This is a genomic window from Pseudomonas sp. Tul2A7 (assembly GCF_054790505.1).
This window is the reverse complement of sequence record NZ_CP186499.1, coordinates 3,703,291-3,724,335: the sequence shown is the minus strand read 5'-3', so window position 1 is coordinate 3,724,335 and position 21,045 is coordinate 3,703,291. Positions and strand designations below refer to the sequence as shown.

General features: G+C 55.9%; 20 protein-coding genes. 9 read left to right on the top strand and 11 right to left on the bottom strand.

Annotated elements, in window-relative coordinates:
- Positions 1-3: 3 nt before the first annotated feature.
- The 7 genes from argR to acs form a co-directional block, all read right to left on the bottom strand.
- Positions 4-984, bottom strand: coding sequence for a transcriptional regulator ArgR (argR, locus tag ACOYXJ_RS16745; protein WP_034153329.1), 981 nt, complete (start codon positions 982-984; stop codon positions 4-6).
- 262 nt (positions 985-1,246) lie between these two features.
- Complete coding sequence (locus ACOYXJ_RS16740; protein WP_186529828.1) at positions 1,247-2,011, bottom strand: ABC transporter ATP-binding protein; 765 nt, start codon at positions 2,009-2,011, stop codon at positions 1,247-1,249.
- A 27-nt stretch (positions 2,012-2,038) separates the two neighbouring features.
- The gene (locus ACOYXJ_RS16735) at positions 2,039-3,151 is read right to left on the bottom strand and encodes a M14 family metallopeptidase (protein WP_460370545.1); all 1,113 of its coding nucleotides are present in this window, start codon (positions 3,149-3,151) and stop codon (positions 2,039-2,041) included.
- Between the two features lies 1 nt (position 3,152).
- Positions 3,153-3,851 (bottom strand): ABC transporter permease, encoded by a 699-nt coding sequence (locus tag ACOYXJ_RS16730; RefSeq protein ID WP_007912703.1) that lies wholly within the window; start codon positions 3,849-3,851, stop codon positions 3,153-3,155.
- A complete protein-coding gene (locus ACOYXJ_RS16725) occupies positions 3,848-4,537 on the bottom strand; it encodes an ABC transporter permease (protein WP_007912702.1) in 690 nt (229 codons plus the stop codon). The genes ACOYXJ_RS16730 and ACOYXJ_RS16725 overlap by 4 nt, the downstream gene beginning before the upstream one ends.
- Before the next feature lie 91 nt (positions 4,538-4,628).
- Complete coding sequence (locus ACOYXJ_RS16720) at positions 4,629-5,402, bottom strand: ABC transporter substrate-binding protein (RefSeq protein ID WP_150795148.1); 774 nt, start codon at positions 5,400-5,402, stop codon at positions 4,629-4,631.
- Between the two features lie 748 nt (positions 5,403-6,150).
- Positions 6,151-8,106: an acetate--CoA ligase gene (acs, locus tag ACOYXJ_RS16715; RefSeq protein WP_007912698.1), complete on the bottom strand. Its 1,956-nt coding sequence runs from the start codon at positions 8,104-8,106 to the stop codon at positions 6,151-6,153.
- 454 nt (positions 8,107-8,560) lie between these two features.
- Between acs and ACOYXJ_RS16710 the strand changes: the two genes are divergently transcribed.
- From ACOYXJ_RS16710 to ACOYXJ_RS16680, 7 genes are all read left to right on the top strand, one after another.
- Complete coding sequence (locus ACOYXJ_RS16710) at positions 8,561-8,821, top strand: DUF2790 domain-containing protein (RefSeq protein WP_008084846.1); 261 nt, start codon at positions 8,561-8,563, stop codon at positions 8,819-8,821.
- A 542-nt stretch (positions 8,822-9,363) separates the two neighbouring features.
- Entirely contained in the window at positions 9,364-10,614 is a 1,251-nt protein-coding gene (locus ACOYXJ_RS16705) for a ribonucleotide-diphosphate reductase subunit beta (RefSeq protein WP_064119947.1), read from the top strand.
- A gap of 174 nt (positions 10,615-10,788) precedes the next feature.
- Positions 10,789-12,366, top strand: coding sequence for an ATP-dependent nuclease (locus tag ACOYXJ_RS16700; protein WP_460370541.1), 1,578 nt, complete (start codon positions 10,789-10,791; stop codon positions 12,364-12,366).
- Positions 12,367-12,783: 417 nt separating this feature from the next.
- Positions 12,784-13,317 (top strand): BRO-N domain-containing protein, encoded by a 534-nt coding sequence (locus tag ACOYXJ_RS16695; RefSeq protein ID WP_460370539.1) that lies wholly within the window; start codon positions 12,784-12,786, stop codon positions 13,315-13,317.
- Between the two features lie 122 nt (positions 13,318-13,439).
- Positions 13,440-14,147 carry an HNH endonuclease gene (locus ACOYXJ_RS16690; RefSeq protein WP_460370537.1) on the top strand — a complete coding sequence of 236 codons (708 nt, stop codon included), beginning with the start codon at positions 13,440-13,442 and terminating at the stop codon, positions 14,145-14,147.
- A gap of 137 nt (positions 14,148-14,284) precedes the next feature.
- On the top strand, positions 14,285-14,617 hold the full coding sequence (locus ACOYXJ_RS16685) for a hypothetical protein (RefSeq protein WP_460370535.1): 333 nt from the start codon (positions 14,285-14,287) through the stop codon (positions 14,615-14,617).
- A gap of 57 nt (positions 14,618-14,674) precedes the next feature.
- Complete coding sequence (locus ACOYXJ_RS16680; protein ID WP_460370533.1) at positions 14,675-15,664, top strand: hypothetical protein; 990 nt, start codon at positions 14,675-14,677, stop codon at positions 15,662-15,664.
- Between the two features lie 3 nt (positions 15,665-15,667).
- On the opposite strand, the gene ACOYXJ_RS16675 is transcribed toward ACOYXJ_RS16680, so the two are convergent.
- The 3 genes from ACOYXJ_RS16675 to ACOYXJ_RS16665 form a co-directional block, all read right to left on the bottom strand.
- Positions 15,668-16,858, bottom strand: coding sequence for a hypothetical protein (locus tag ACOYXJ_RS16675; RefSeq protein ID WP_460370531.1), 1,191 nt, complete (start codon positions 16,856-16,858; stop codon positions 15,668-15,670).
- Positions 16,859-16,990: 132 nt separating this feature from the next.
- Complete coding sequence (locus tag ACOYXJ_RS16670) at positions 16,991-17,665, bottom strand: DUF6933 domain-containing protein (protein ID WP_141126173.1); 675 nt, start codon at positions 17,663-17,665, stop codon at positions 16,991-16,993.
- Positions 17,666-17,742: 77 nt separating this feature from the next.
- Positions 17,743-18,558: a sulfite exporter TauE/SafE family protein gene (locus ACOYXJ_RS16665; RefSeq protein WP_460370528.1), complete on the bottom strand. Its 816-nt coding sequence runs from the start codon at positions 18,556-18,558 to the stop codon at positions 17,743-17,745.
- Positions 18,559-18,670: 112 nt separating this feature from the next.
- Between ACOYXJ_RS16665 and ACOYXJ_RS16660 the strand changes: the two genes are divergently transcribed.
- Entirely contained in the window at positions 18,671-19,438 is a 768-nt protein-coding gene (locus tag ACOYXJ_RS16660) for an AraC family transcriptional regulator (RefSeq protein ID WP_460370526.1), read from the top strand.
- 93 nt (positions 19,439-19,531) lie between these two features.
- Complete coding sequence (locus ACOYXJ_RS16655; RefSeq protein ID WP_460370524.1) at positions 19,532-19,849, top strand: helix-turn-helix domain-containing protein; 318 nt, start codon at positions 19,532-19,534, stop codon at positions 19,847-19,849.
- A gap of 33 nt (positions 19,850-19,882) precedes the next feature.
- On the opposite strand, the gene ACOYXJ_RS16650 is transcribed toward ACOYXJ_RS16655, so the two are convergent.
- The gene (locus tag ACOYXJ_RS16650; protein ID WP_460370522.1) at positions 19,883-20,941 is read right to left on the bottom strand and encodes an MBL fold metallo-hydrolase; all 1,059 of its coding nucleotides are present in this window, start codon (positions 20,939-20,941) and stop codon (positions 19,883-19,885) included.
- Positions 20,942-21,045 lie beyond the last annotated feature (104 nt).

Below are 21,045 nucleotides of genomic sequence, written 5' to 3'. Positions count from 1 at the left end.
GGGTTAGCCGCGCTCAGGCGGCACCGATGACAATTCGAACGGGCTGCTGCTGCGCCGCTGGTTGCGATCTTCCCGCGGCGTGGCACCGAAGAAGTTGCGATAGGCGCTGGAGAAATGCGGCCCCGAGGAGAAGCCACACGAGAGGCCGATCTGGATGATCGACTTGCTGGTCTGCATCAACATCTGCCGGGCCTTGTTCAGGCGCAGTTCCAGGTAGTACTGGCTCGGCACACGGTTGAGGTATTGCTTGAAGATCCGTTCCAACTGACGACGGGATACGCAAACGTGTTGGGCGATTTCGTCGGTGGTCAGCGGTTCTTCGATATTGGCTTCCATCAGCAACACCGCTTGGGTGAGCTTCGGATGACTGGAACCGAGACGGTTCTGCAACGGGATGCGCTGACGCTCGCCGCCCTCGCGGATGCGCTCAACGACCAGTTCTTCCGAGACTGCGCCGGCCAGTTCCGCACCGTGATCACGAGCCAGCACCGCCAGCAACAGATCGAGCACGGACATGCCGCCACACGCGGTCAGGCGATCGCGATCCCAGTCGAACAGATGGCTGGTGGCGATGACTTTCGGGAAACGCTCGGCGAAATCGTCCTGCCAGCGCCAGTGCACGGCGGCGCGATAACCGTCGAGCAAACCGAGTTGCGCCAAGGGATAAACGCCAGCGGACAAACCGCCGATGACGGTACCTGCACGCACCAGCTGCTTGAGCGCACTGCTGAGTGCCGGGGCCAACGTGGTCGGCGGCTCGTCAGCGAGCAGGAACAGTTTCTGGAAGTTTTCGAGCTTGCCAGTCCATGCCTCGCCGGGCAATTGCCAGGCGCCTTCGGCCGGAGGCTCGGCCTGCAGGAACGACAGTTCGTAAACTACGTCCGGGTGCACCCGCTGAGCAACACGCAAGGCTTCCTCCGCCAGCGCCAGCGTCAACGCTTTAGTGCTGGGCCAAATCAGGAAACCAATTCGATGGGCAGTCATGGGCGGGCGATCCGAAACGAAGAACAGTGATGAAGGCATGGGCCAATGCTAGCCCGTAAATGAACACAAATCTTGAAACCAACCGAGATCCAGGCAGGGATCCAACTGTGGGAGCGAGCCTGCTCGCGAAAGCGGTGGATCAGTCGACATCTATGTCGGATGTCACACCGCATTCGCGAGCAGGCTCGCTCCCACAGAGATCGCAGGCCGGCCTTCTGGCTGCGAAGCATGCACTATCACGGTGCACAACGGCAGCCCTGATTTATTTCAAACTGCCCGAGAGGAATTGCTGCAAACGTTCCGATTGCGGATTAACCAGCACTTCACGCGGGTTGCCACTTTCTTCCACCACACCTTTGTGCAGGAACACCAACTGGTTCGACACTTCACGGGCAAAGCCCATTTCATGGGTTACCACAACCATGGTGCGACCTTCCTGAGCCAGCGCTTGCATGACTTTCAGCACGTCGCCCACCAGTTCCGGGTCGAGGGCCGAAGTCGGCTCGTCGAACAGCATCACCTCTGGCTCCATCGCCAGTGCACGAGCGATCGCCACGCGCTGCTGCTCGCCACCGGACATGTGCCCCGGGAAGGCGTCTTTACGATGGGCCACGCCGACCTTGTTCAGGTAGTACTCGGCTTTTTCGCGCGCTTCGTACTTGGGTACGCCGAGCACGTGAACCGGTGCTTCCATGATGTTTTCAATCGCGGTCATGTGCGACCACAGATTGAAATGCTGGAACACCATCGACAGACGCGAACGCATGCGTTGCAGCTGCTTTGGATCAGCGGCTTTCAACGCACCGTCCTTGTTCGCTACCAGTTTCAGCTCTTCGTTATTGAGCAGAATCCTGCCCGCGTGCGGCTGCTCGAGCAGGTTGATGCAGCGCAGGAAAGTACTTTTGCCGGAGCCACTGGAGCCGATGATGCTGATCACATCGCCGGCTGCCGCTTTCAGGGACACGCCCTTGAGCACTTCGTGACTGCCATAGCGTTTATGCAGGTCTTGGACTTCAAGTTTGTACATGCGGTCGGTTCTCACAAAAACAGTCAGTCAGTCGTTGAGCAAGCGCCCGTGACGCAGCGCTTCGCGCCCCGCCACCTTGGCCAGCCAGAAACCGGGTTGGGCATAACGCAGCCGTTCAATGGCAAACAGCACCCCGGAGGTACCAGCACACACCGTGCTGACCCGATCGGACAGAGGATCAATCACTTCAAAAATCTCGTCGCCCGCCTCGACCCATTCGCCGGGCTTGCGCAGAAAACTCACGACGCCCGGATGCGGCGCGAACAGCAACTCGGTGCCTTCGAACGGCATGCCTTCACAGGCTTCGTGTGCTGGATTCGGCCACTCGCCGGTAATCAAACCTTGCTCAGCGAGGAAGGCGAGAATGCCTTCAGCATACGCCTCGGCTTCGGCGCGACCAGTGTCGGCCTGACCGCCCAGCTCAATGGTCGTTGCCAGACACGCCAGCGGAATCTGCGCATCGGGAAACTGCCGCGACAGACGCAGCCACGGCAACGAGCAGGCTTCATCGAACGAACTGCCGCCGGAATCTTCCGCCAGCAATCCGACCTTCACATTCAGGTGCGCGGCCAGCGAACGCCACTGCGGCCAGTGCTGCGGCAACGCGTACATGTGCAGCGCGGCTTCGGCATCGCAGTGCAAGTCGAGCACCACATCAGCGCTGCAAGCGTGGCTGAGCAACACGCGCTGCATGCCTTGCAACTGACTGCTCGCTTCCGGCAATGCGGCCAGGTGATCGGCCATGGCCTGACGGATCAGGCGCACATTAGCGTGCGGATCATCACCGAGACTGTCAGCCAAAGCGGCCGCAACCGGCGCGCTCAACTCAACGAAATCACGGTTGAAGTTCTTGCCGCTACCCGCTTCGAAACGGCCCTGGTGATTGCCTTGCAGCAACTGCCCAAGACCCAAAGGGTTGGCGACTGGCACCAGCTCGATGACACCGTTGAGCAAGCCTTTGGCTTCGAGTTCGCCGAGGCGCTTTTTCAGCTCCCAGGCGGTGCGCATGCCCGGCAATTCGTCAGCGTGCAGGCTGGCCTGAATGTAGGCCTTGCGCTCGCCATGACCGAAGCGAAAGACCGAAATCTTGCGCTCGCTGCCCAGATGGCTCCACGGCAATACGTGGTCAATGCGTTGCATATCAGTGCTTCCGCGGGGCCAGGTAGCTCAACCAGCGACGCTCAGCCAGTTTGAACAGCTTGACCAGAATGAACGTCAGGCACAGGTAGAACACGCCGGCGGTGATGTACGCCTCGAACGGCAGATAGAACTGCGCGTTGACCGTGCGTGCTGCGCCAGTGATATCGATCAGGGTGACGATAGAGGCCAGACTAGTGGTCTGCAGCATCATGATCACTTCGTTACTGTACTGCGGCAGCGCCCGGCGCAGGGCCGATGGCAGCAGGATGCGTTTGTACAGTTTGAAGCGCGACATGCCCATGGCTTTCGCCGCTTCGATCTCACCGTTCGGCGTGGCCTTGAGGCTGCCGGCGATGATTTCAGCGGTGTAGGCGCTGGTGTTGACCGCAAAGGCCAGGCACGCACAGAACGTTGCGCTGGACAGCCACGGCCACAGGAAGCTTTCGCGGACCGCTTCGAACTGCGCCAGACCGTAGTAGATCAGGAACAGTTGCACCAGCATCGGCGTGCCACGGATCACGTAGGTGTAAAGCCACGCGGCGCCGTTGACGACCGGGTTCTTCGAAACGCGCATCAGCCCCAGCGGCAGGGCCGCGAGCAGACCGAAAAACAGCGACAGCGCGAGCAATTTGAGGGTGGTCAGCAGGCCGCCGAGGTACAGCGGCATGGCCTCCCAAATGACGTTGTAGTCGAAGATCATAGATCAGCCGCCCTTACGCCTACCGAGTAGCGCTTCTCAAGTTGACGCAGGATCAGCAACGAAACACTGGTGATCACCAGGTACATCGCCGCCACTGCGAGGAAGAAGGTGAAAGGCTCACGAGTGGCATCCGCCGCCTGCTTGGCCTTGAACATCATGTCTTGCAGACCGACCACGGAAATCAGCGCGGTCGCCTTGGTCAGTACCAGCCAGTTGTTGGTGAAGCCCGGAATCGCCAGGCGAATCATCTGCGGCACCATCACCCGGAAGAACACCTGAAAACTGCTCATGCCGTACGCCATGCCGGCTTCGGCCTGACCTTTGGGAATGGCCATGAACGCGCCACGGAAGGTTTCCGACAGGTACGCACCGAAGATGAAACCGAGGGTGCCGATACCGGCGGCCAGCGGATTCAGATCGATGTAGTCGTCATAACCGAGCATCGGTGCGACGCGGTTGAGCAAGTCCTGACCGCCGTAGAAGATCAGCAGGATCAGCACCAGATCGGGAATCCCGCGGATCACCGTGGAATACAGATCGCCCAGCCAGGCCAGCCAGCGCACCGGCGACAGGCGCAACGCGACACCGATCAGCCCGAGAACGATGGCCAGAGCCATGGACGACAAGGCGAGCTGAAGCGTCAGCCATGCGCCATCGAGGATGACAGCCCCGTAGCCTTTCAACATGATTCAGGTCCTCGAAAGTTGGGATGAAAAAATGGCGCAAACCGCAGAGATCCTGTTGCTTGCGCCATTTCGGACTTGTCGCAGAGACGTATTACTTGCCGTAGATATCGAAGGCGAAGTACTTGTCCTGGATTGCTTTGTATTTGCCGTTTTCGCGGATGGCCGCGATGGCTGCGTTGATCTTGTCTTTCAGGGCATCGCCCTTGCGGACTGCGATGCCTACGCCGTCGCCGAAGTATTTGACGTCGGTGAATGCAGGACCAACAAACGCGAAGCCTTTACCGGCGTCGGTTTTGAGGAAACCGTCGTCCAGCAGGGTTGCGTCAGCCACGGTACCGTCGAGACGGCCAGCAGCCACGTCGAGGTAGATTTCGTTCTGCGAGCCGTACGGCTTGATCTCGGCACCCAGTGGCGCGAGGACTTCGCGGGCGAAACGCTCGTGGATCGAACCACGTTGTACGCCGATGTTCTTGCCCTTCAGCTCGCTCAGGTTTTCGCTGACCTGAGTGCCGGCCTTCATGACCAGACGTGCCGGGGTGTTGTAGTACTTGTTGGTGAAGTCGACCGACTTCTTGCGGTCTTCAGTGATCGACATCGACGACAGAATCGCATCGATCTTGCGCACTTTCAGTGCCGGGATCAGACCGTCGAACTCTTGCTCGACCCACACACACTTGACCTGCATCTGCTCGCACAGAGCGTTGCCGATGTCGTAGTCGAAACCGACGATGCTGCCATCCGGTGCTTTCGAAGCGAACGGAGGGTAAGCCGCTTCGATACCGATCTTCAGAGGTTTTTCGTCAGCGAAGGCGTTCATCGACAGCACGGACAGTGCCAGGGCGCCAAGCAGCACAAGTTTCTTCATCTTGGGACTCCATCGGTAAAGGGCAAAAACGGCAGAGTGAGCGACAGCCCAATATGCGAATGGGTGAATCGGGAAATCGGTTGCTGCATCGGTGGGAAATTTCCCTTCAAAACCGTGGGAGGTTTCAACGTTAGCCACGATGAGCGAGTGATCGGCATTCTAACGACAGGCCCGAAGCCGATATTTCTTCAATGCGACAACTAATTACAGATGCACAGAGAAAGCGACTTTGGCACATTGACAGCCCTGCAATTTCATGCAAGAGCGAAAGACAGTGAACCGATCCATGTTGCAAATTGCGGGCCTATTATTCGCAAACCCTTCTAATCCGGCAAGCGCAGCGTTGTGTCTTATTTTTCACCGGGGGTTTAGAGGCTCTAAAACGGGGCAATGCGTTTCCCTTTGCCCCGCTCCGGGGCGGGCGGTTACACATTCGGTTACGTAGAGGGTGTCGGGTAACAGCGGGAAATGTCTTACGGCACAGATCGATAATTATTGACCCCCCGATCGTTCCCACGCTCTGCGTGGCAATGCAGCAAGGGACGCTCCGCGTCCCAGGAGCCGACGCAGAGCGTCGAGGTAGGCATTCCCACGCAGAGCGTGGGAACGATCGGATTTGAAGGTACTCGGTCAATTGTAGGAGTGAGCCTGCTCGCGATGAGGCCCGCCCAACCACACCCCCCCTGACACAAAAAAAGCCCCGACCGGCATACACCGGGCGGGGCTTTCTTCTCTTCAGACCTGCTACTTAAGCAACATTCATCGTCTTGTGCGTATCAATCAAATGCTGCACCACACCCGGATCCGCCAGGGTCGAGATATCCCCCAACCCGTCATATTCCGCCGTGGCAATCTTGCGCAGAATGCGGCGCATGATCTTGCCCGAACGGGTCTTCGGCAGCCCCGGCGCCCACTGGATCACGTCCGGCGAAGCAATCGGCCCGATCTCCTTGCGCACCCAGTTTTTCAGCTCCAGACGCAATTGCTCGGTCGGCTCCTCGCCATTCTTCAACGTGACGTAGACATAAATGCCCTGCCCCTTGATGTCATGCGGCACACCCACCACAGCCGCCTCGGCAACCTTCGGATGCGCAACCATCGCGCTCTCGATCTCGGCCGTGCCCATACGGTGGCCCGACACGTTGAGCACGTCATCGACACGCCCAGTGATCCAGTAGTAACCATCGGCGTCACGGCGCGCGCCGTCACCGGTGAAGTACATGCCACGGAAGGTCTTGAAGTAGGTATCAACGAAACGATCGTGATCGCCGTACAGCGTACGCGCCTGACCTGGCCACGAATCAAGAATCACCAGATTGCCTTCAGCCTCGCCCTCGATGATGTTACCGAGGTTGTCGACCAGCGCCGGCACCACACCAAAGAACGGACGCGCCGCCGAACCCGGCTTCAGCGCGTGCGCACCCGGCAGCGGGCTCATCATGTTGCCGCCGGTTTCGGTCTGCCACCAGGTATCGACGATCGGGCAACGCGACTTGCCGACATTCTTGTAGTACCAGTCCCAGGCTTCCGGGTTGATCGGCTCACCGACCGAACCGAGCAGACGCAGGCTGCTGCCATCCGCGCCTTCAACAGCGGCCTGACCCGAGGCCATCATCGCGCGAATCGCGGTCGGCGCGGTGTAGAGGATGTTGACCTTGTGCTTGTCGACGATCTTCGCCACCCGGGTGATGTCCGGATAGTTCGGCACGCCTTCGAACAGCAGCGTGGTCGCGCCATTGGCCAGCGGGCCGTAGACGATGTAGCTGTGGCCGGTGACCCAGCCGACGTCGGCGGTGCACCAGTAGACTTCGCCCGGGCGATAGTCAAACACGCGCTCGTGGGTCATCGCCGCGTACAGCAGATAACCGCCAGTGGTGTGCTGCACGCCCTTCGGCTTGCCGGTCGAGCCGGAGGTATAAAGGATGAACAGCGCTTCTTCCGCGCCCATCTCTTTCGGCGCGCAGACGGTGCCTGCCACTTTCATCAAGTCTTCGTACCAGATGTCGCGATGCTGGTTCCACTTGATGTCGCCACCGGTGCGCTTGCAGACGATGACTTTCTGGATGCTGCTGGTTTCCGGGTTGGTCAGTGCGTCGTCGACGTTGGCCTTGAGGGAAATCTTCTTGCCGGCGCGGATACCTTCGTCAGCGGTGATCACCACTTTCGATTTGCAGTCGATGATGCGACCGGCCAGGGCTTCCGGCGAGAAACCACCGAACACCACCGAGTGAATCGCGCCGATCCGGGTGCAGGCCAGCATGGCGACCACGGCTTCGGGAATCATCGGCATGTAAATGGTCACCACGTCGCCGCGGTGCACGTCCTGACCACGCAGGGCGTTGGCCAGTTTGCACACTTGTTCGTGCAGTTCGCGGTAAGTGATGTTGCGGCTCTCGGAAGGATCGTCGCCTTCCCAGATGATCGCGACTTGATCGCCGCGCTCGGCCAGATGACGGTCGAGGCAGTTGTAGGAAACGTTCAGGGTGCCGTCGGCAAACCACTTGATGTCGACATGGTGATCGTCGAACGACGTCTGTTTCACCGTGGTGAAAGGTTTGATCCAGTCGAGACGCTTGGCTTGCTCGCGCCAGAAGCCGTCAGGGTTGACGACCGACTGCTGGTACATGGCTTTGTAGGTCGCCTCGTCAGTCAGCGTGTTAGCCAGAACCTCGGGACGAACGGGATACAGAGAAGCCGCACTCATCTTTCCTACCTCGGTGTAATAGTTGTTTTTGTATGACCCTGTTGTAACGGGGCGGGGGCCATAGAACCATTCGACGATGGTAGTAACAAGCCCCTACAAATCCTCCACCTACCCCGCACGCAGATCTCCCAAACATCCCCAACCCCCTGTGGGAGCTTGCCTGCAAGCGAATCAGACACCTCGGTCCCCCAGACAAACCACCCGGTTATCAATCCCCATATCAAGGGATTGTTACCAAATCTGCCAAAGGTGTTTATCAAAACCCGCTCTGTTTACCCCCGCCCCATCCCCCTAAAATTCACCTCGCCAACAAGGCAAACGCGATTAACAACGTTACAGCCCCCACGAAGGCCGTTAATCCAGCTCTCAAGTAATAACTGCAAACGATGAAGTTACACACGCAACCCCATAAAGGTTGCGTGACCCCACTCGACCTCAAAAAGGTAAATTTGAAATGAAAGCTTTATTGGTTCTGGCCCTCAGCAGTCTGTGCGCAACCGCCATGGCAGATGAGGTTCCGACTGATGTCGCGCAGCAACAACCGGTTATCGAGGAATACACTTACTCCACGCACCTGGACATCGCCAATGTCGTATCGATGAGTGAAATTCCCAACGTCTGCGAAGTAGTACCGGCAAAAATGGAGTACGACGACTCCAAAGGTCAGCGCCACATCCTGCGTTACAGCGTCATGGGCAACGGCTGCACCAATTGATGATTCGAGACTGCACCGAATTGGATCTCTCAGCGCTTTATTGAGGGTCGATTCCAGCCCGACTTCGGTCGGGCTCAGTTGTGTTTGAAGCCGGCAAAAATGCTTGCAAAACACTAGATGTAGTGAAAAACCCATATTTTTGTTCGTTTTTTGAGCAAATTCACAATGGCGAGATTTTTACGAAAAAAAATCTTCCCCCGGCAAAGCCCTGTAAACCCTCACTCTCGTCGAATATCGACCCTCCTCGACCGCTTCATGCGCGGATTCGCCTCAGCACAGCCGTGTTTTTTTCCCTATAATGCCGCCCCATACGGGTCAGCAATATTCCCTTACAGGGAGCAAAAGCCATTCTGAAGCCCCGCAGCAGCGTTCAACGCTGATTGCGCCCATCAGAGGCTCTCGGAACCCGTCAAAATTTCTGTTTATTTGCCTGCGTGCATCGCTGCAAAAAACGACATCCAACGCGGTCTGTACGACCGTGTGAAAAACCAACCAATCAGGTTTCACACGGGCACAGGCCCTCACGCAGGAGACGACACGTCATGCTGAGCTGGGACGAATTCGACAAAGAAGACAGTGAAGTAGCAGCAGTGAAAGGCGCCAACGCCGGCCACGCTACTGAAGCCAACATGGACCGCCTCGACAACGCTGGCGGTGCCGCCGCGATCGAAGCTCGCGCCGTGACCGCCGACGACTCGGCCGCTGTCGCCCGCGCCAAGGCTGCACTGAACTCCCTCGACGTCGCCGAAGGCCTCGCCGAACTCGAAGGCGCCTCCGCCCGTGTCGCCGTTGACGAAAAGCGCATGATCAACTGCCGCGCCGACCTCAACCAACTCGTGCCATTCAAGTACGACTGGGCCTGGCAGAAGTATCTGGACGGTTGCGCAAACCACTGGATGCCGCAAGAAGTCAACATGACCGCCGACATCGCCCTCTGGAAAGACCCGGAAGGCCTGACCGACGACGAGCGCCGCATCGTCATGCGCAACCTCGGCTTCTTCTCCACCGCCGACTCCCTGGTTGCCAACAACCTGGTCCTGGCCGTGTATCGTTTGATCACCAACCCGGAATGCCGCCAGTACATCCTGCGCCAGGCCTTCGAAGAAGCGATCCACACCCACGCCTACCAGTACTGCATCGAATCGCTGGCCATGGATGAAGGCGAAATCTTCAACATGTACCACGAGATTCCATCGGTCGCTAAAAAAGCAGCCTGGGGCCTGAAGTACACCCGCTCGATCTCCGATCCGAAGTTCGAAACCGGCACCCCGGACACCGACAAAGAACTGCTGCGCAACCTGATCGCCTACTACTGCGTTCTGGAAGGCATCTTCTTCTACTGCGGCTTCACCCAAATCCTCTCCATGGGCCGCCGCAACAAAATGACCGGCGTCGCCGAGCAGTTCCAATACATCCTGCGCGACGAATCCATGCACCTGAACTTCGGCATCGACGTGATCAACCAGATCAAAATCGAAAACCCACACCTGTGGGATGCCGAAATGAAGGAAGAAGCGACCCAGATGATTCTGCAGGGTACGCAGCTGGAGATCGAATACGCACGTGACACCATGCCTCGCGGCGTACTGGGCATGAACGCGGCGATGATGGAGGACTACCTGAAGTTCATCGCTAACCGTCGTTTGTCGCAGATTGGTTTGAAAGAAGAGTACCCAGGGACGACTAACCCGTTCCCTTGGATGAGCGAGATTATGGACTTGAAGAAAGAGAAGAATTTCTTTGAGACACGGGTTATTGAGTATCAGACTGGTGGGGCGTTGAGCTGGGATTGATCCCTCCCCATCATGACTAAAGGGGTGCTACCACTAGGTAGCACCCCTTTTTTATGCTTAAGAAACACCTCAAACTAGACACAAAATCAATGTGCCAGTATCTTCCATAAAACCATTGCCAATACTCATTATATAATTTAAAAACTTGAACTGTGGCCATTGGGGATCTGAAAAGTGAAGTACAGCGAAAGCGAAAAAGATAGGAAACTACGCAAGTGGTTTATTAACGACTTCACTCATACACATCTCCGACGCATACACGTATACCAAGGCAACATCAGAGGAGTTTCAAAACTAGAACTACCGATAGGCTTTCCACTTATTTGCATCGCGGGAAAAAATGGGTGTGGAAAGTCTACTATTCTAGCACTTGCATGCTGCGCCTATCACAACAAAAAAGATGGCTTCAAGGCATCTAATAGACAGCGCCCCTACTATACCTTTGCCGACTTTTTCATCCAGCACAGTGAAGAAGTATCACCCGAAGGAATAACTATAGTTTTTGATTTTGCGCACGATAACTGGAGAATAACTAGCACAAACAAAGAAGCCAAACGAATCGGCACGCAAATTCGACGTAAAAACAAAGGTGGCAAATGGAGCGACTATGCTTCACGCGTCGACCGAAATTGTGTTTTTATTGGAATAGAACGAATAGTTCCACACAGTGAAAAGAGCCAATCGAGAAGTTATAAAAGACGCTTTCTCAGCACTGGCCCAAAAGGTTGGGAAAACTCGGTAAAAGAAATAGTTGGTCGCATTCTAAATAAGGACTATGAAGAGTTTCGGCTCACATCTCATTCAAAGTACAGATTACCACTCGCAAAGTCGTCTGGAATTTCATTTTCAGGTTTCAATATGGGGGCGGGAGAAAATGCTTTATTTGAAATTTTCTCAACCATATTCAGCTGCCCTGACGGCGCATTATTCGTAATTGACGAAATCGAGTTGGGGCTACACATCGAAGCGCAAAAACGCTTTATTGATGAATTGAAAAGCGTATGTTTGGAAAGAAAAATCCAAGTAATTTGCACTACCCACTCGAAAGAAATATTTGAGTGCCTTCCTTATGATGCAAGATTTTTCATTGAAAAAAATGGCGTTCAAACAACAGCAAAAATGGGTGTGTCCGCCGAGTACGCCTTCTCAAAATTGAGTGCCGAAAAAACTAGCGAAGTAGATGTTTTTGTCGAAGATGTTATCGCTCAGGCGCTTATATCTAATGTGACCCCTAGCAGCATCCGCTCGAGAATCAACATAGAACCTATCGGCTCAGCTACTGCTCTTTGCATTCAACTGGCCGCGCTGCATCGCCGAGCTAACGCTGAAAAAACATTCGTAGTTTTTGACGGTGACCAAAGAGCCAAAGAATCCAACAACAAAAATCTTGCCCTGAGAACATCCGAAAAAGCTGACAAGAATTTTGATACGTGGTTCAAGAACAAAACAGAATATTTGCCAGGAAATACCTGGCCAGAATTGTGGATAATGCAAAAATGCAAAGAAACTCCTGATACGCTAGCAACAATTTCAGGCACTGACAAAATAGAGCTAACACAAATAATAGATTCGGGAATACGAGCAGGGAAACACAAAGAATTCCATGAGGTCGCAAAGTTACTTGGAGTCACCAAAGATCATGCAATCTTCATGTTTTGCAGTAGCATATCAATCACACACAAACATCTATTTTCTGACATTATTGAAAAAATATCTTCAATATTAAATGAGACACACCAAGCTATTGCATGAGCAATTTTAAGCGCCATAAAAAGTAACCGTACGAAAAATCTTTATTTTTTAAGGATTTTTCCGAAGAGTGCTATCTGCATTGACCATGGTCTTATCACGCCATAATCTCTGTAGCAGGTGCCTAAGAAACACCTCACGCAGCGGACTGACCGCACCCGACAGTAGCGGCTTTTTGTGCCTACGGTTTCCCCGTGCGCATCAAAAACTCTGTTATGCCGGGAGTGGGCGAATACAAGACCCGAAAGGGGAATATGTCCGGCCCTCTGTGTGGGGTTTCTTAGCTCCCGGCACCCAGCCTTAAGAAAGCTGACATCACACAGAGGTAAATGGATATGCCTAAAAATGTCTCCTTCGGCACGAAGAAAATCAGCTTCAACCTGAACATCATCTGCATGCTTCCAGCACTGGAGGCCTGCCATGTCTGAACCTCACAGTTCGACTGTCTTCACCCTGCACAAACTCTCTCTCCACGCCCTTCTCCTTGAAGGCCAGCCATGGTTTTGCGCACGCGATATTGGCCGTTTGATGGGTGTCCATCTCAGTGATCGTATGGTCAGTAAACTGGATAAGGATCAGCATCGTTTTCTGTGGATTGAGTATCACCGCCAGCCTGGTAAGCAGCTGATGCTCAGTGAGTCCGGCGTATATGCGCTGTTGGTGTATCACTACGTCCCAGGGAATCGGCTGTTGCGTGAATGGCTGACCCATCAGGTAGTTCCAGCCTTACGCGATGCCGCGTCCTCGGAAAATTCGGATCTGCCTATGCTGAGTTTTTTGAAATGGCCTGAGATGTCTGTGAGTCTGTTGCATTGGCAGGATGAGAGTTGGATTCGGCTGCGGGACATGCCCTATCTGCTGAGCGATCAAATACCGCGAAAAGCTACCGCGACGAAGCCTTGGTGGCGGAGGGTCGCTCAGGCGTTTCAGTCGTCCAAGCATTCGATGGGTTGAGCGATACGCTTGTAGGATCACATGCGAGATCCGTCGCTATTTTTTGTAGGAATTTTCGTAGACAGCAGTAATGGCCACTCAGTATCGTCCGAGGGTTTTCAACCCTCGGCGACTGTATGGTTATGGAAAAAAGTAACAGCGACTGGAGTGACGTAGAGATTCAGGCGGCGGTCGATGCCTATCTCCGGATGTGGTCGTGTGAACAGAAAGAACAGGCATACAACAAGGCCCACGAGAACCGCGTACTTCGCGAGGGCGTACTGGCTGACCGAACCAAGAGCTCTATCGAATTTCGGATGCAGAACATTTCTTCAGTCATGGTCGAGTTGGGCCGTGAACCTATCAAGGGTTACAAACCTGCCAAGAATGTCGGCGCTAATGTCGCGCGTAGCATTCGTACAGCGCTCGATGCTTCCAGCGTTGTTACTCCTGAAGACTCTGATCCCACGGCGGACGAAGAAAAGCTCGAACAGCGGGCGGCCAAATTTGAGCGGCGACCATTTCTATACATCCCAAAAGGGATAAAGAATCCTGTTTGGACCGAGTCCACCAGAAAGACTTACTTTCGCGATCCTGAATTGAGGGGCTGGGTTCGTCAGCAGGCGAATGGAAAGTGCGAAGGTTGTGGCGAAGAAGCGCCATTTAAGAAGGATGGGGAACCGTTTCTGGAAGTGCATCACGTTAAGCATATGTCGCAAGAAGGATCAGACCAGCATTCGAATGTCGTGGCGCTGTGTCCCAACTGTCACCAGCGTAGCCACCATTCGGATGACAGAGAGGATTTCACTGCTTGGCTTTATCACAACGTTGGAAGACTAGAAAAGGAATAATTGCGGCCTACCCTCGTTAACCGTATTTGCTGGTTTTAGGGCTGCTTCGCAGCCCAGCGGGAGCAAGTTCCCTCGCCACGATTTTGTGCGCTGCTGAACAACGCTTACCGTGAACGAGAGCACTCTCGAGCACACACATGGACGAACATCACATGCCACCAGCCAACTCAATCAAATCAGGTCCATCACGACTCTTGGTCGTCTCATTCCTCATCGTATTTTTCGGCCTGCTAATGATGGCCCTGCGCATCGCCCAAAAAAACGAAATCATGGCCATCGGTGCCGTCTGGGTGGCCAACGCTTTGACGATGGTGCTGCATGTCTTTTACTGGAAGCGTTATGGCCTGACCGTCGGCTTTAAAATCGCGGTTGTGATTCAAATCGTCATTACGATTCTGCCCTTACTGTTTGGCAATCTCGGTTTTATGGCTGTTCTGTTGATGCTGGGTGGCGAGATCCATTACTGGTAACCCACGCCGCCTCCCGCTATTAATACCCCTCCCCCACTCAAGGATCCGAGCCCCACCATGAAATTCGACCTCGCCTACTGCCTCAGCCTCGACGACAAGTTGTCGATCTATGACGTTCGCGATCTCAATTTCGATGAGACGGTGGCGTTTGACTCTGCGAAGGAGCACTTCCAGTGCCCCAACGATGCCTGTCGCTCGGAGTTCGAAGCTTCCAACGAATTGGGTACGTTCAACGCGAAGAACGTGAATTACGTGCGCACACCGCACTTCAAGAATCTGCCCACTACGCAGCATGTCGCTGGCTGTCCGTATGTGAGTTTGAAGGCTTCTGCATCTGGTGTTGAGACAGCGGATGGCGAGGTGGATGACGGGCGTGAGGAACACTTCCCATCAGAGTTGTTGCTGACCCGCCGTGAGTATGTGCGCAAGCCTGTCGCGCCGGCGGGGGCGGCGGATGTGTTGCGCGATGATCCGGTGCGGGTGGCGGCGGACAGTGGTAAAGAGTCGGCGGGGCGTGAATCGGCGCCGGACAAGACCAGTGTGTTTGCGCATCCGGTGGAGTGTTTTGTTTCCAACTTCGCGGACAAGGAGTTGCTCAAGCGCATGCCGTTGAAGGTCGGCGAACACTCGGCACCGTACAGTTCGTTCTTCAAGAAGGTTGAGTATCTGACGGACAACAAGGGGCTGATTTACTGGGGGCGGATCAAGAAGATCGAGGACTTCCACAGCGGTGCCAGTTTTCGTATCGATTTCGAGGACAAGGTCTGGTTCAAGAAGCCCGAGGACAGCAAGAAGAAGCCGTATCCGGTCAGTGTTTATCTGAACAAGAAGTTGATCGACAACTACCGCAAGCGCAAGGCGTTTCTGGAGGAGATCAAGCACGCGGTGGATAGCGACAAGGCGTTGTTCTGTTTCTTCTATGGGGTGACGCCGGAGTTGAAGCAGGTGCCCGGCAAGAAGAACCCCGAAAAGCCTTTCGAGGTCTTCAATGCCAATATCGAGAACCTGGATCACTTCATCATTCGTGAAGCGCCGGGTTTGGAGTGACGGTTAGCCCTGGGGTAGTTGCAGGTTGACGGCGCCGGGGTGTTGTTTGACGAGGGAGTACGGAAGGATCGACCAGTCCGGTCTATCGCAGGAGCGTTGTACGCGAGCGAAGTAGGCGCCGAGGTACAAGCCCTTCTCGGTGAAGTACCAAGGTGAAGTCCCCCAGATACTCTCATCCTGGAAGTTGCAGTCGTCATCTCCCGTCGGTGCCTTCATTTCTGTGGGGTACAGCGCAGTGAATTGCTTGATCACCCAAGGTACCAACTCTTTGCTCACGTACTGATAGCGCGCGTTACTTTCGTCCTTGCTCAGCGGTTTGTCGCCTAGGCTGTCGCGCTCGGCATGTAGCAGCGGTTTGCCCTCTCCGACCCACAGCACATCTTCGAGTGACAATGGGTGGCCGGTTTTTACATCGATGTTGAGGGGTGAATCGCCGAAGTCCGGATGCGCCCCGCCGCAGTAATAGCTGGTCGAGATATTCAGGCTGACCACGGCTGGCGCGATCATTTTCGGTTCTGCCTGTTGCATGAAATCGACGTTCTCTCCGCCACTCAATTGGCAACTGTGATAACGGATGACTTCAAGCCAGAGTCGTCCCAGCAATTGCTGATTAACCCGCTGCAGATCATCTTTCGGCAAACCGGACTCCACACTGAACAAGGCAATTTTCGAGTCGGGCTCCGTCCACCATTGCAGGGTGTAGCCCATGAAGGTCTCTTTCTTCGTGGCTTTGAGATTGAGCCCCTGCACTCGCAAGTATTCGTACAACTCGCCGCTCGGCAGCGCGGCGATGATTGGCAGTGTGTTAGCGGTTGGCGTTGGAGTTTTGGCCTCGGTGAGTTGCACTGACAGTTTCTTGCCCTTCGGACTTTGCCACTCGCCTTGCCAGCCGTCGCCGGTCTCTTCCAGTTTCAGCGTTGGCAGAGGCTTTTCATCACCGTAACGATTGTTGCCCTCGGTCAGGGTCAGTGTGCTGTCCTGCAACGCGCCGCTTAGGGGCAGATCGCGATGGTACTTCTCATAGAAGTAGCGGCCAGTCACTTCGTCCGGCTGGGTGGTATTGAGCTCCACGACAATCGGCGTCTTACCCAGCGTACCGGTAAACACGCGCCGGCCATCTTCGGCATGGGCAGTGGAAATCAGTGAGAACATCACAGCAGCGCACAGCGCTAGGCGCATCAGTCCTTTGAGCATTGATCGTTCCTTGAAAGAGGCGAAGGCCGCGCTTGTGGTTTGCACGCGGGCTCGGAGAAAGTCGGGGCGGATTATGGCTAGGCCAAGCCAGAGAATCGAGTGCAGCCGTGCATTTCGGCTGCACTTGGGCGCTTAATGAAAAGCCCTGATCTCTCGCCATGCCTCTAGGCGTCGCTTCAAAGCACTCTCGATACCCGCCTCATCAACAACGCAATATTCACGCAACCAGTGAGCGACCATTTCGACATTCGGCCAGTAGGTATCTTTCTGACCTTTGCTGCTTCTGGGCGTGTCATTCATTGCGGCATCGAAACCAATCTCTTCACGCTCACTCTGTGGTAAACAACCCCACTCGGCTGCATTGCCCTGGAAATACCAGGCGATTTCATCAATATGTTTTTGTGCACTGCGATGGCTGCGCCGATAAAACTTATAGTCGCGACAGACTTGATCCATACGCTCCGGCATGATGCCGCCATCGACCCAATCCATAAGACCGTGATTGATCGCATCGCGGATCAATCCTTCACGCCAACGATCAGCAAACCAGGCAACGAAACCTTCTGTGTCAGCCTTTTGCGCATTGGCGAAGACCATGCAGTAACGGGTTTTCACATGGATAACCAACAAAACATGCTTGCGTTGCACAGTGATCGCATGGACTAGCCACTGCTCTACGGAACTGGAGGCTTCGTCATCTTCGATGGCCGGTGACGGCGGTTTGTTGTCCACCGGCGTAATCTTTTTGCCTTTGTGAACACGACTGAAAAACTTGCTGGCGGCTTCGGTGCAATTGAAGATCAACATCCTGGTTCTCTGGTCATTGCTGGAGGACAGCGTTCAGTTATCGATTTTGATTTCTTCCGCTGTAACCTGGCAATGGTTCATTTAAGCGAAATGCACAGCAGCACAATAATCAGCAACCCGATATAAACCCAGGCATGCACCCGATCCGGTATCCGTCCAATCCATGGCGCGGCCAATCGAATCCCGATGAGCGACCCCACCGTCAGCACCGCAAACGCCAGCAAATCAACATACCCGACAAACCACGCGCCCAAGTCAGCCTGACTGAACCCGGCAAGCGTCATATACGTCAGCGTCCCCGCCACTGCCACCGGCACGCTCAACGGATTGGCCATGGACGTCGCTTGCGACATGCTCAGGCCACACCGACGTAACAACGGCACGGTCATGACGCTGCCTCCTACACCGAGAAACGTCGCGATGGCGCCAATGCCTACACCGCCTGCGGAAGTTTCCGTAGCGCCAAGTCGGCGTGGGATGACGTCTGGGTTCTGAGTGAGAAAGCCGCGTCGCAGCAGGCAATCAATGATGGTCACGCCGAGGTAGCCGATGAACGCGTAGCGAATGACTTCGCCGCTGACCCACATCGCCGCTATTGCGCCAACGACCGCGCCCAACCCGATGAACCCGCCCAGCGGCCACAGGTAATGACGGATGAGATTGCCGGCACGACGGTGTTTGTCGGTGGCGATCAGGGCGTTGACGATCATCACGCAGGTCGAAGTGGCGACGGCGATGTGCATCGCTGACTGGCCGATCGGGTCGTCGGCGCCGTGGCTGGCGGTGAGCATGCGATACAGCAGCGGCACAACGACGAAGCCGCCGCCGAAGCCGAACAGCACGGCGGTGATGCCGGTCAGGCAGCCGAAGAGGGTCAGCAGTAAATAGAACATGTCGAAGTGTCCGTGGATGGAGAGCGGTCGACGATAGAACGGCATCGCTTGGCCCGCTTCAGCAAGTCAGCCAATAATGCTTGCGTTTACGCCAACCACCGGGAAACGCCAGATGCGCAATGTTTCGATCAATCTGCTGGATGACACGCCGCGCGCGGTGGTGGCGATCGGTACGGATTATTCCCACGGTCACCGGCTGCCCTTTCACACGCATCGGCGGGCGCAGTTGTTGTACGGCGCGACCGGTGTGATGCAGGTCAGCACCGATGACGGTAACTGGGTGGTGCCGCCGCAGCGCGCGGTGTGGATTCCGCCGGGGGTGGCGCATGAGGTGCTGATGCTTGGGGTCAGCACTCGCAGTGTCTATATCGAGCCGGGCACAGTGGATTTGGGCGAGCGCTGCCAGGTGATCAGTGTGTCGCCGTTGATGCGGCATTTGCTGATGGAGGCGGTGGAGGTGCCGCTGGCCTACGACCTGGACGGGCGCGATGGCGTGTTGATCGATCTGTTGCTGCATGAACTGACGCGCAGTGCGCCGCTGCCGTTGCACATTCCGCTACCGACTGACGGAAAGCTCCTATCCCTGTGTCAGAACTTTCTGCATCAGCCGTACGCCCATCAATCTCCACAGCAATGGGCCGAGCAGTTACACATAAGCTTGCGCACCTTCAACAGGATGTTTCGGCAACAGACCGGATTGAGTTTCAGGCAATGGCGGCAGCAGGCCTGCGTGGTTCTGGCGCTGGCGCGACTGGCCTCGGGTGAAGCGGTGACACGAATCGCGCTGGACTTCGGTTATGAAAGCCCGGCGGCGTTCTCGACGATGTTCCGGCGGATCCTCGGGCAGGCACCGTCCGTCTGGTTGCAGGCAGCGAATTAGGGCAAATCAAAAAATGCGTTTGATCCTGGCCGAAAACAACTGTACAAAAACACAGTACATTTTCAATCAGCACTCTTGAGCCCGGAGCACACCATGGCCTCTCTTGCGATGAACCACATCCTCGAACGCATTGCCCTTTTCCAGTTCACCCCGACGCACTGCATCCAGGCCCGAGCGATGCTGGGCTGGAGCGTGGATCAGCTATCGCGGGAGGCTGAGGTTTCGGTTGAAGACATTCAACGCTTTGAAGCGCAGCAGGATGTAGCGGATGCGGCGCGACTGGCGCTGGCTTACCGGTTCGAGGCGCAGGGGCTGGTGTTCTTTCCCGGGTTTGCACCGGGGCGTAGTGCGAGTGTTCAGGGCGTGTCATCGGAAGCGATGGGGCGTGGGGATTTTGCGATGGCTGAGTAAGACAATCGCCCCCGAAGGGGCGAACTGGGCGAGCTATAAGGCGCTCTGCACCACCGCGTCACTCTCCCCTTCAACCGCCAACCACCACGCCTCCCCGCGTTGCGGTTGGGCGATGTTAAACGCCTCACCCATCTGCGGCGTGGTAATGGAAATACTGCGTTCCCACGCCAGTGCCAGAATCCGGTCAAACGGTTCGTGCCAGGCGTGCATGGCCAGGTCGAAGGTGCCGTTGTGGATCGGGAAGAGCCAGCGGCCCTTTAGGTCGATGTGCGCTTGCAGGGTTTCTTCGGGCTGCATGTGCACGTGCGGCCATTCGACGTTGTAGGCGCCGGTTTCCATCAGGGTCAGGTCGAACGGGCCGTATTGTTCGCCGATGCGTTTAAAGCCGTCGAAGTAGCCGCTGTCGCCGCTGAAGAAGATTCGCGTGTCGCCGTCGATCATCACCCACGACGCCCACAGCGTGCTGTTGCCATCGAACAGGCCACGGCCGGAAAAGTGCTGAGACGGGGTGGCGACGAAACGGATGCCGGCAATCTCGGCGCCCTGCCACCAGTCGTACTGGCGGACTTTGCTGGCATCGACACCCCATTTGATCAGGGTGTCGCCGACGCCCAGCGGGGTCAGGAACAGGTTGGTCTTGGCGGCCAGTCTGAGCACGGCCTGGTAATCGAGGTGGTCGTAATGGTTGTGCGACAGGATCACCGCTTCGATCGGCGGCAACTGGTCGATACTGATCGGTGGCTGGTGAAAGCGTTTCGGCCCCGCCCACTGCACCGGCGAGGCGCGCTCGGCGAAGACCGGGTCGGTGATGAAGAATTTGTCGCGCAGCTTCAGCAGCAAGGTCGAGTGACCGAGGCGAAAGACGCTGTGATTGGGCGCTGCCAGCAGTTCTTCCCGGGTCAACGCTTGCACCGGGATCGGCGCGGCGGGCCGCGTGTTGCGCGGTTTGTGGAATATCATGTTCCACATGATCCGCAGCATTTTGCGTACGCCTTCGCGCTGCACGGGTGCGTGATTGCGAAACAGCCCCTGATGCTGCCGCGAGGCTTCAGGCGTGGATGTGTGATCCGGGATCGAAACTGGATTGGCCATGACTGAATGACTCCAGGAAAACCGCGCAATTCACGGTTTTTCTACGGTGGGACGATAAATGGCCAAAGCTGCACGCATAGGCCGAACTATCTGGTTTTTAAGCT

Coding starts and splice junctions, on each gene's coding strand:
- ACOYXJ_RS16695 (WP_460370539.1), top strand. CDS start 12,784: ATGTCTGAACCTCACAGTTCGACTGTCTTCACCCTGCACAAACTCTCT.
- ACOYXJ_RS16685 (WP_460370535.1), top strand. CDS start 14,285: ATGGACGAACATCACATGCCACCAGCCAACTCAATCAAATCAGGTCCA.
- ACOYXJ_RS16670 (WP_141126173.1), bottom strand. CDS start 17,665: ATGTTGATCTTCAATTGCACCGAAGCCGCCAGCAAGTTTTTCAGTCGT.
- ACOYXJ_RS16705 (WP_064119947.1), top strand. CDS start 9,364: ATGCTGAGCTGGGACGAATTCGACAAAGAAGACAGTGAAGTAGCAGCA.
- ACOYXJ_RS16680 (WP_460370533.1), top strand. CDS start 14,675: ATGAAATTCGACCTCGCCTACTGCCTCAGCCTCGACGACAAGTTGTCG.
- ACOYXJ_RS16665 (WP_460370528.1), bottom strand. CDS start 18,558: ATGTTCTATTTACTGCTGACCCTCTTCGGCTGCCTGACCGGCATCACC.
- ACOYXJ_RS16730 (WP_007912703.1), bottom strand. CDS start 3,851: ATGATCTTCGACTACAACGTCATTTGGGAGGCCATGCCGCTGTACCTC.
- ACOYXJ_RS16735 (WP_460370545.1), bottom strand. CDS start 3,151: ATGCAACGCATTGACCACGTATTGCCGTGGAGCCATCTGGGCAGCGAG.
- ACOYXJ_RS16675 (WP_460370531.1), bottom strand. CDS start 16,858: ATGCTCAAAGGACTGATGCGCCTAGCGCTGTGCGCTGCTGTGATGTTC.
- argR (WP_034153329.1), bottom strand. CDS start 984: ATGACTGCCCATCGAATTGGTTTCCTGATTTGGCCCAGCACTAAAGCG.
- ACOYXJ_RS16710 (WP_008084846.1), top strand. CDS start 8,561: ATGAAAGCTTTATTGGTTCTGGCCCTCAGCAGTCTGTGCGCAACCGCC.
- ACOYXJ_RS16660 (WP_460370526.1), top strand. CDS start 18,671: ATGCGCAATGTTTCGATCAATCTGCTGGATGACACGCCGCGCGCGGTG.
- ACOYXJ_RS16690 (WP_460370537.1), top strand. CDS start 13,440: ATGGAAAAAAGTAACAGCGACTGGAGTGACGTAGAGATTCAGGCGGCG.
- acs (WP_007912698.1), bottom strand. CDS start 8,106: ATGAGTGCGGCTTCTCTGTATCCCGTTCGTCCCGAGGTTCTGGCTAAC.
- ACOYXJ_RS16720 (WP_150795148.1), bottom strand. CDS start 5,402: ATGAAGAAACTTGTGCTGCTTGGCGCCCTGGCACTGTCCGTGCTGTCG.
- ACOYXJ_RS16655 (WP_460370524.1), top strand. CDS start 19,532: ATGGCCTCTCTTGCGATGAACCACATCCTCGAACGCATTGCCCTTTTC.
- ACOYXJ_RS16725 (WP_007912702.1), bottom strand. CDS start 4,537: ATGTTGAAAGGCTACGGGGCTGTCATCCTCGATGGCGCATGGCTGACG.
- ACOYXJ_RS16740 (WP_186529828.1), bottom strand. CDS start 2,011: ATGTACAAACTTGAAGTCCAAGACCTGCATAAACGCTATGGCAGTCAC.
- ACOYXJ_RS16650 (WP_460370522.1), bottom strand. CDS start 20,941: ATGGCCAATCCAGTTTCGATCCCGGATCACACATCCACGCCTGAAGCC.